A 7,797-nucleotide genomic window follows, 5' to 3' on the forward strand; every position below is an offset into this window, starting at 1 on the left:
CCCCTACCCGAACCCCCTGCCCGGCCTGCCCATCTGGCTCCAGGAGTTTCCCTTCGAGACCACCCGGGCCATCGCCCACCTGCTCTACTCGGGCGCCTTCCACCGCTATCCCCGTATCCGCTTCCAGTTCGCCCACTTGGGCGGGGCGGTCCCCTTCCTGGCCCACCGCCTGGCCTCGCTGGTGGAGCGGGCCCCGGCCTCGCTGCACCTGGCCGAGCGGGTGCCCGAGGGCCCCCTGGCCTACCTGGCCCGGCTCTACTACGACACCGCCCTCTCCAACCACGCCCCGGGTCTGGCCGCGGCGCTCGAGGTGGCCCCCCTAGAGCGGCTGGTCTTCGGTACCGACTGGCCTTACGCGGCCCTGCCCGCTGGCCCCGACCCCGCGCCGGGGCTCGGCTACCTGGGTTCGGCCCGGGCCCAGGTGGAAGGCGCCAACGCCCGGGCCCTGGTGCCCCGACTTTTTGAGGTGAACCCATGAGAATCGCCCGTATGGAATTCCCCACCCCCGACGGCCCCGAAGCGCGCATCGTGGTGGCCGCCCGGCACGAGCCGGGCCGCTGGGTGGACGTGCGCGCGGCGCTTCGGCTGGCCCTTGAGCGGCGCGGGGCCACCCCGGCGGCGGCCCGGCGGCTGGCCCAGACCATCGTGCCCGGCAGCCTGAGCGCCGCACTGGAAAACGGCGAGGCCTTTATGGAGGCTTTGGCCCAGGCCGCCGAGGACACCCAGGAGGAGGCCCTGGCCCCGGAGGGGGGGCGGTTGGTGGCCCCCATAGACCCCAGCCTCTACCGCGACTTCCTCTCCTTTGAGGTGCACTTCACCAACGCGGCCCGGCTGCACCACCACGGGGTGGCCCCGGTGCTCTACGAGATGCCCGTGGGCTACATGGGGCACCACCTGGCCTTCATCGGCCCCGAGGAAACCGTGCCCTGGCCCTTCTACGCCAAGGAGCGGATGGACTTTGAGCTCGAGCTGGGCATCGTGGTAGGCCGAGGAGGGCGCGACCTGCACCCGGAGCAGGCCACAGGGCACATCCTGGGCCTCACCATCCTCAACGACTTCAGCGCCCGCGACATCCAGCTCCGCGAGATGCAAGGCCGGCTGGGGCCGGCCAAGGGCAAGCACTTCTGCAACGCGGTGGGGCCGGTCATCGTGACCCTGGACGAGCTGCCCTCCCGCGACCTTCGGATGACCGCGCGGGTCAACGGCGAGGTCTGGTCAAGCGGGCAGAGCGGCACCATGCTGTGGTCGCTGGAGGAGCTTTTGGCCTGGGCCTCGGCCGGGGAACCCTTGCCCGCCGGGGCCCTTTTGGGCAGCGGGACGGTGGGTTTCGGCTGCGGGATGGAGCTGCAGCGCTACTTGAACCCTGGCGACCTGGTGGAGCTCGAGGTAGAGGGCATCGGGGTGCTGCGCAACCGCCTGGGCCAGCCCCCCGCCGAGGGCTGGTGGCCCAGCCCCAGAACCCCCAGCATCCAGGTGTAGCGCGAGGGAGGTGGTGCGATGAGCGGACAGCCCTTCTACCTGGGCACCTTTCGGGCCGGAGGCGGTCCCCCCTTCGCCGGGCTGGTGCTGGAGGGGCAGGTGGTGGCGGTGGCCGCCTTGGTGCCCCTGTGCCGCCGGTTGGGCCTTGAGTTGTTCCAGCCCGAAAGCGTGCTGGGGCTTTTGGAAGACTGGTCGCGCAACTACCCGGCGCTGGAGCGGGCGGTGGAGGCCATCCGGGCCGGGGAGGCCGGGGCGCTGCCCTTTATCGCCGAGGCCCAGCTCCAGACGCTGCCCCCGGTCTATCTGCCCCGGCAGATTTTCTGCTCCGGGGCCAACTACAAAAAGCACGTGGTGGACCTCATTGTGGCCCAGGGGGGGCCCCACCTGGCAGGCAAGAGCGAGGCCGAGCGGCGCGAGTGGGGCCAGCGCCGGATGGACGAGCGGGCCCGCTGGGGCAAGCCCTTCGTCTTCACCAAGCTGCCCACCAGCGTCATCGGCCCCTACGACACCCTCTGGCTCCCCCCGGAGGTGCAGCAGGCTGACTGGGAGCTCGAGCTGGGGGTGGTGATGGGCCGTCCGGCCCGCCGGGTGCGGCGCGAGGAGGCCCTGGACTACGTGGCCGGGTACGTGGTGGTCAACGACATCACCGCCCGCGAGCTCGTCTACCGGCCCGACATCCCCGAGATGGGCATGGACTGGCTGGCCTCCAAGAACGCCCCGGGCTTCCTCCCCATGGGCCCTTACCTCACCCCCGCGGCCTTCGTGCCCGACCCCCAGAACCTCACCATCACCCTCCGGCTCAACGGCCAGGTTATGCAGCACGAGTCCACCGCGGACATGATCTTCGGGGTGGCCCGGCTCATCGAGTTCATCTCGGCCCACGTGCAGCTTCTGCCCGGTGACCTCATCTGCACCGGCTCCCCGGCGGGCAACGGCATGCACTACGGCCGCTTCCTAAAAGACGGCGACCTGATGGAAGGCAGCATCACCGGTCTGGGCACCCAGCGCACCCCCTGCCGCTTGGAAGAGGTGCCCGGTCGGTCAGAACCGGCAAATTACGCCAGCGAGGAGGTCGGATGAACGTTGAGAAGGTGTTGATTGTGGGCGGCGGGATCGCCGGCCTCTGCACCGCGGTGGGCCTCAAGGGCAGCGGTGCTGTGGTGGAAATCGTGGAGCAGAACCCCAAGTGGGACGTCTATGGGGTGGGCATCATCCAGCTTGCCAACGCCCTGCGGGCCCTGGCTGCCTTGGGCCTGGCCGGGGAGGCCATCGCCCAGGGGTTCCCCATGTCGGCGCTGGTGATGTGGCGGCCCGACGGCGCCCCCATCGCCACCCTGCCCCAGCCCCCCATCGCCGGGCCCGACTTTCCTCCGCAAAACGGCATCGCTCGCCCCAAGCTGCACGCCATTTTGCAGAAAGCGGCCCAGGCCGCGGGGGCCCGGGTGCGGCTGGGCCTGAGCGTGCAGGCCATAGAACAGGATGGGGAGAGGGTTCGGGTGGCCTTTACCGACGGCAGCCAGGGGGTCTACGACCTGGTGGTGGGGGCCGATGGGCTGCGCTCGAGGGTGCGCCAGCTGGTCTTCCCCGAAGCCCCCTCGCCCCAGTACGAGGAGCAGGTGGTCTGGCGCTACAACCTGCCCCGGCCTCCCGAGGTGGACAACATCTGGATGTGGATGGGCGACCCCAAGGTGGGCATCGTGCCGCTGGGCCCCGACCTGATGTACATGTTCATCACCGATGCGGCCCCCGGCCAGCCCCCCCGCTACCCCGAGGCCGCCCTGGCCGAGGAGATGCGCAAGCGGTTGGATGGCTACCGGCACATCCCCTTGCTGGCCCGGCTACAGGAGCAGATCACCGACCCCAGCAAGGTGGTGCTGCGCCCCTTTGAGACCATCCTGGTGCCGGCTCCTTGGCACCGTGGGCGGGTGGTGCTGGTGGGCGACGCGGCCCACGCCATGACCGCCCACATCGCCCAGGGTGCGGCCATGGCCATCGAGGACGCGGTGGTGCTGACCGAGGAGCTGCGCCGCGGGCCCAGCCTGGAAGCCGCGCTTGCGGCCTACAACCGCCGCCGCTTTGAGCGGGTGCGCAAGATGGTGGAGATGTCGCGCCAGCTCTGCATCTGGGAGCGCACCCACGACCCCAAGGCCGACCCGGTGGGGGTGACCGCGGCCTCCATGGAACTCGCCGCCCAGCCCATATGAGCCGGAATCCCCTAAAAGGCTTTAGGGTAGATCGCAGCCAGATCGGCTTCATCGGCCACGACCTGCAGCGCCCGGAGTGCATCCTGGCCGAGCCGGACGGCACGCTCTGGGTGGCCGACGCCCGGGGTGGGGTGGTGCGGATTGACCCGGACGGCCGCCAGACCCTCATCACCCCCCGGGTGCAGACCCAGGGCGCCTCCTTTGAGGAGCGCTATGTGGAGGCCAAAGGCTCGCTGCCCAACGGGCTCTGCTTTGACCAGGAGGGGAACCTCATCATCGCCAACTGGGGCACCAACGCCATTGAGCGCATGTCCCGGGAGGGCCGGCTCGAGACCCTCTACACCGAGATTGATGGAAAGCCCCTGGGCAAGGTCAACTTCCCCCTGCGCGACACCAAGGGCCGCATCTGGTTCAGCGTGACCACCCGCACCGAGCCCTGGACCGAGCAGGTCAACACCAAGGTTAGCGACGGCTACATCGGCCTCATTGACGAGAAGGGCATCCGCATCGTGGCCGAGGGGTTTTGCGGCACCAACGAGCTGCGCTTTGATGCCAGGGAGGAGTGGCTTTACGTGGTGGAGAGCACCGCCCGGCGCATCACCCGGCTCCGCCACAAGGACGGCGAGCTCTTTGAGCGCGAGGTCTATGGGCCTAGCGAGCTCGAGGGCCACCCCGACGGCTTTGCCTTCGACGCCTACGGCAACCTTTGGGTGACCCTGGTCTTCCTGGACAAGCTCATCGCCATCACCCCAGAAGGGGAGGTGCTGGAGCTACTGGACGACTCCAACCCCGAGGCCAACGCGGTCTACGAGCGGCACTTCCGGGCCGGAACCCTGACCCCGCAGATCATGGCCGCCAACCACGGCACGCTCTGCCCCTGGATGGCCAGCCTGACCTTCGGCGGCCCCGACCTCCGCACGGTCTACCTGGGCAGCCTGCGCGGCGACCGGATTCCCTTTTTCCGGAGCCCCGTGCCGGGGCAGCCCATGATCCACTGGCACCAAGGGGGGGCCCGTGCATCCACTCTTTGACCTGAGCGGAAAGGTGGCCTTGGTCACCGGGGGCAGCCGCGGGATTGGCCTAGCCAGCGCCACCCTCCTGGCCGAGCTGGGGGCTACGGTGGTGCTCTCCAGCGAGGACGCTGCGGCCTGCGAACAGGCCGCCTCTGTCCTGCGCGCGCGGGGCCTACAGGCGCTGGGAGTTCCTTGCGACGTGGGCGACCCAGGGCAGGTAGAGGCCCTGGTGGAGGCGGTGCTCGGGCTGGGCCGGCTGGACGCGGTGGTGGCCTGCGCAGGGGTAGCCCCCCACTTTGGCCCCCTGGTGGAGGCCAGCGAGGCCGACTGGGAGCAAACCTTCCGGGTGAACCTAGAGGCCAACTTCTGGCTGGCCCGCCGGGTGCTGCCGCAGATGCGCCAGCAGGGTGGGGGCAGCCTGGTCTTTATCGGCAGCCTCTCGAGCCTGCGGGGCAACCAGCACATAGGCCTCTACGCCCTCTCAAAGGCCGCCTTGGCCCAGCTTGCGCGGGACCTCGCGGTCCAGTGGGGGCCCTTTGGCGTGAGGGTGAACGCCATCTCGCCCGGCCTCATCCGCACCGCCTTCGCCCGGCGCCTTTTGGAAGATGAGGCTTTCCTGAAACGCCGCATCGCCCAGACCCCCCTGCGCCGGCTGGGAGAACCCCAGGACATCGCGGGGGTGGTGGCCCTTCTGGTCTCGCCCGCCGGGGCCTTCATCACCGGGCAGAACCTGGTGGTGGACGGGGGCACCCTGATTTCTGATGGGGGCTAGCATGAACATCTGGATCACCGGGGCTGCGGGCTTTGTGGGTTCGGTCTTGGTGCGGTACCTGCTGGAGGAAAGGCCGGTAGACTTCGCCCATTTGGTCCTTCTGGATAAGCGCTTCCCTCAGACCCACACCGACCCGCGGGTGCGAATGCTGGAAGGGGACTTCTACGACCCGGCGGTGCTCGAGGCCGCCGCCGCCCACCCCCCAGACTGGGTCTTTCACCTAGCCAGCGTCCCTGGGGCCTTGGCCGAGCGCGATTTCCTTCTGGGCCAGCGGGTCAACCTGGAGGGCACTCTGGCCCTGCTGGAGGCCCTCCGCGCCCGTTCGCCCGTGGTGGTCTTCGCCAGCAGCGTGGCGGTCTACGGCGCCCCCCTGCCGCCCTTGGTGGACGACCAGACCCCGGCCCACCCTAGCTCGAGCTACGGCACCCAGAAGCTCATCGGGGAGCTGCTGCTGCAGGACTACACCCGGCGGGGCTACCTGGACGGGCGGGCTTTGCGCCTGCCCGGCATCGTGGCCCGCCCACCGGGCCCCTCTGGGCTGGCCTCGGCCTTCATGAGCGAGCTTTTGCACCACCTAAAAGCCGGCACCCCTTACACCCTCCCGGTCTCCCCCCAGGCCCGCATGTGGTGGATGTCGGCCCGCTGTTGTGCGGAGAACCTGCTGCACGCCGCCCAGATCCCGCTGGCCCCCCAGGAGCCCCGGGTTTTTTTGCTGCCGGCGCTGTGGGCCTCGGTGGAGGAGGTGGTGGCCGAGGGGGCTAGGCTTTTCGGTTCCGACCGCGAGGAGGCTATCCGCTACCGCCCCGACCCCGACCTCGAGGCCCGCTTTGGCCGCTACCCGCCCCTTCGGGCGGAGCGGGCCCTGGCCCTGGGTTTCCGCCACGATGGCAGCCTGGCACAAATGATTGCTCAGGCGGTGGGGGTCTGAGGCCGGCCTGGGCCGCTAGGGCGCGTTGGATGGGGCGAGAATCCTTAGGGTGAGCCTTAGCTGGAGTCGCTCGCCCAAGGCTCCCGGTAGGGGCGTTAGGGCGTACCCCACCGCCCAAAGAGGCCTTTCTGCCCTGGAAAGGGCCCTCAGGTACTCCACCGTCCCTAGGTAGGGCCCCTCTGTGGTAAGGGTCAGCTTCCAGGTGTTGCGCTCCCCTAGAGCCTCTGCCCCCTCGGGGCTGAGTGCCTGCACCTCCAGCCCCTTTTCCTCTGCCAGGCGGAGAAGCGCTTCGTAGAGGGCGGGAAGCTCTTCCGCCTTTACTGGGGCCTCGGCCAGGGCCTGGGGAAGGCCCTGGGTAAGGGCTTCCAGCTCCTTCTCCAAGGCCGAAGCCTCTGCCCTCGCTCCTTGGTAGCCCTTGTAGGCGGACAATACCCCGCTTCCGCTCCAGAGGAGCGCCGCCAGAGGCAGGAGGAACCAAAGCCAAATGGGAAGCTTCATCGGCGCAAAACCCGCGAGAGGTCAAAGAGGGGAAGGTATAGGGCCAGGGCGACCAGGAGCAGTATACCCCCGAGGAACACGGTAAGGATGGGCTCAAGGCTGGAGGAAAGCCGCTTCACCCCGTAATCCACTTCCCGCTCCAGGTGGAAGGCAGCCTGGTAAAGCATCTGGTCCAAACTCCCCGCTTCTTCCCCCACCAGGGCGAGGCGCACCAGGATGGGCAAGAAAAGGGGCTCCCGGCCCATGGCGGCGCTTAGGGACTCTCCCCGCACCACCCGTTCTAAAACCCGGTCCAAGGCCTCAGCCAGGGCGGCGTTGCCCAGGGTGTTGCGGGTGGCCTCGAGGGCCTGGGTGATGAGCACGCCCCCTTCGTAAAGCGTGGCCAGGGTCCGGGCGAAGCGGGCCATGGCCGCTTTGTGCAGGATGGGCCCCACCAGGGGAAGCCGGAGGAGAAGCCCGTCTATGAGCCGCGCCCCTCCCGGGGTTTGGTGGTAGGCCCTAAGGAAGTAGACTAAGCCCAACAGGAGGAGAAGAAGCCAAAGCCCGTTTTGCCGCACGAAGAAGGAGGTGCCGATGAGGAAGCGGGTGGGCCAAGGGAGCTCCGCCCCCGCTGCCCCGTAAAGCCGGGCGAAGACGGGGATGACGAAAAGGAGAAGGACCGCCACCACCAAGACCAAGACCGCCACCACGAAGGAAGGATAGAGGAGGGCGGTGCGCACCTTTTCCCGCAGGTCGTGGCTTTTGTCCAGGTACTCGGCGATGCGCCTGAGGACCACCTCCAAGGCCCCGCCCACCTCCGCCGCTCCCACCAGGGCCCGCACCAGGGGAGGGAAGACCTGGGGGTACTGGCCCATGGCCTGGGCCAGTACCCCCAGGTCTTCCCTCCCCTGGTGCGGGCCCTGG

Annotated in this window: 9 protein-coding genes; 7 read left to right on the forward strand and 2 right to left on the reverse strand. The window is 69.0% G+C overall.

Going from position 1 to position 7,797, the window contains the following annotated elements:
• The 7 genes from Mlute_RS13260 to Mlute_RS13290 all read left to right on the forward strand — a co-directional run.
• The coding region (locus tag Mlute_RS13260) for an amidohydrolase family protein (RefSeq protein WP_147371100.1) at window positions 1–478 on the forward strand (478 nt) is incomplete at its 5' end.
• Complete coding sequence (locus Mlute_RS13265) at window positions 475–1,479, forward strand: fumarylacetoacetate hydrolase family protein (protein WP_119361078.1); 1,005 nt, start codon at window positions 475–477, stop codon at window positions 1,477–1,479. The genes Mlute_RS13260 and Mlute_RS13265, both read left to right, overlap by 4 nt.
• Window positions 1,480–1,497: 18 nt before the next feature.
• Window positions 1,498–2,559, forward strand: a complete 1,062-nt coding sequence (locus tag Mlute_RS13270) for a fumarylacetoacetate hydrolase family protein (RefSeq protein ID WP_119361079.1) — start codon at window positions 1,498–1,500, stop codon at window positions 2,557–2,559.
• Entirely contained in the window at window positions 2,556–3,683 is a 1,128-nt protein-coding gene (locus Mlute_RS13275) for an FAD-dependent oxidoreductase (RefSeq protein ID WP_119361080.1), read from the forward strand. The genes Mlute_RS13270 and Mlute_RS13275 overlap by 4 nt, the downstream gene beginning before the upstream one ends.
• Window positions 3,680–4,714, forward strand: a complete 1,035-nt coding sequence (locus tag Mlute_RS13280; protein WP_119361081.1) for an SMP-30/gluconolactonase/LRE family protein — start codon at window positions 3,680–3,682, stop codon at window positions 4,712–4,714. Before Mlute_RS13275 ends, Mlute_RS13280 begins: the two co-directional genes overlap by 4 nt.
• Window positions 4,698–5,468: an SDR family NAD(P)-dependent oxidoreductase gene (locus Mlute_RS13285; RefSeq protein ID WP_119361082.1), complete on the forward strand. Its 771-nt coding sequence runs from the start codon at window positions 4,698–4,700 to the stop codon at window positions 5,466–5,468. The genes Mlute_RS13280 and Mlute_RS13285 overlap by 17 nt, the downstream gene beginning before the upstream one ends.
• Window position 5,469: 1 nt before the next feature.
• Entirely contained in the window at window positions 5,470–6,396 is a 927-nt protein-coding gene (locus Mlute_RS13290; RefSeq protein ID WP_119361083.1) for an NAD-dependent epimerase/dehydratase family protein, read from the forward strand.
• Between the two features lie 15 nt (window positions 6,397–6,411).
• Here Mlute_RS13290 and Mlute_RS13295 read toward each other — a convergent pair whose 3' ends face one another.
• Together Mlute_RS13295 and Mlute_RS13300 are read right to left on the reverse strand one after the other, a co-directional pair.
• On the reverse strand, window positions 6,412–6,894 hold the full coding sequence (locus Mlute_RS13295; protein ID WP_119361084.1) for a hypothetical protein: 483 nt from the start codon (window positions 6,892–6,894) through the stop codon (window positions 6,412–6,414).
• A partial coding sequence (locus Mlute_RS13300; protein WP_147371101.1) for a type II secretion system F family protein occupies window positions 6,891–7,797 on the reverse strand: 907 nt, incomplete at its 5' end. The genes Mlute_RS13295 and Mlute_RS13300, both read right to left, overlap by 4 nt.

Source organism: Meiothermus luteus, from assembly GCF_003574085.1.
Classification (GTDB): Bacteria; Deinococcota; Deinococci; order Deinococcales; family Thermaceae; genus Meiothermus; species Meiothermus luteus.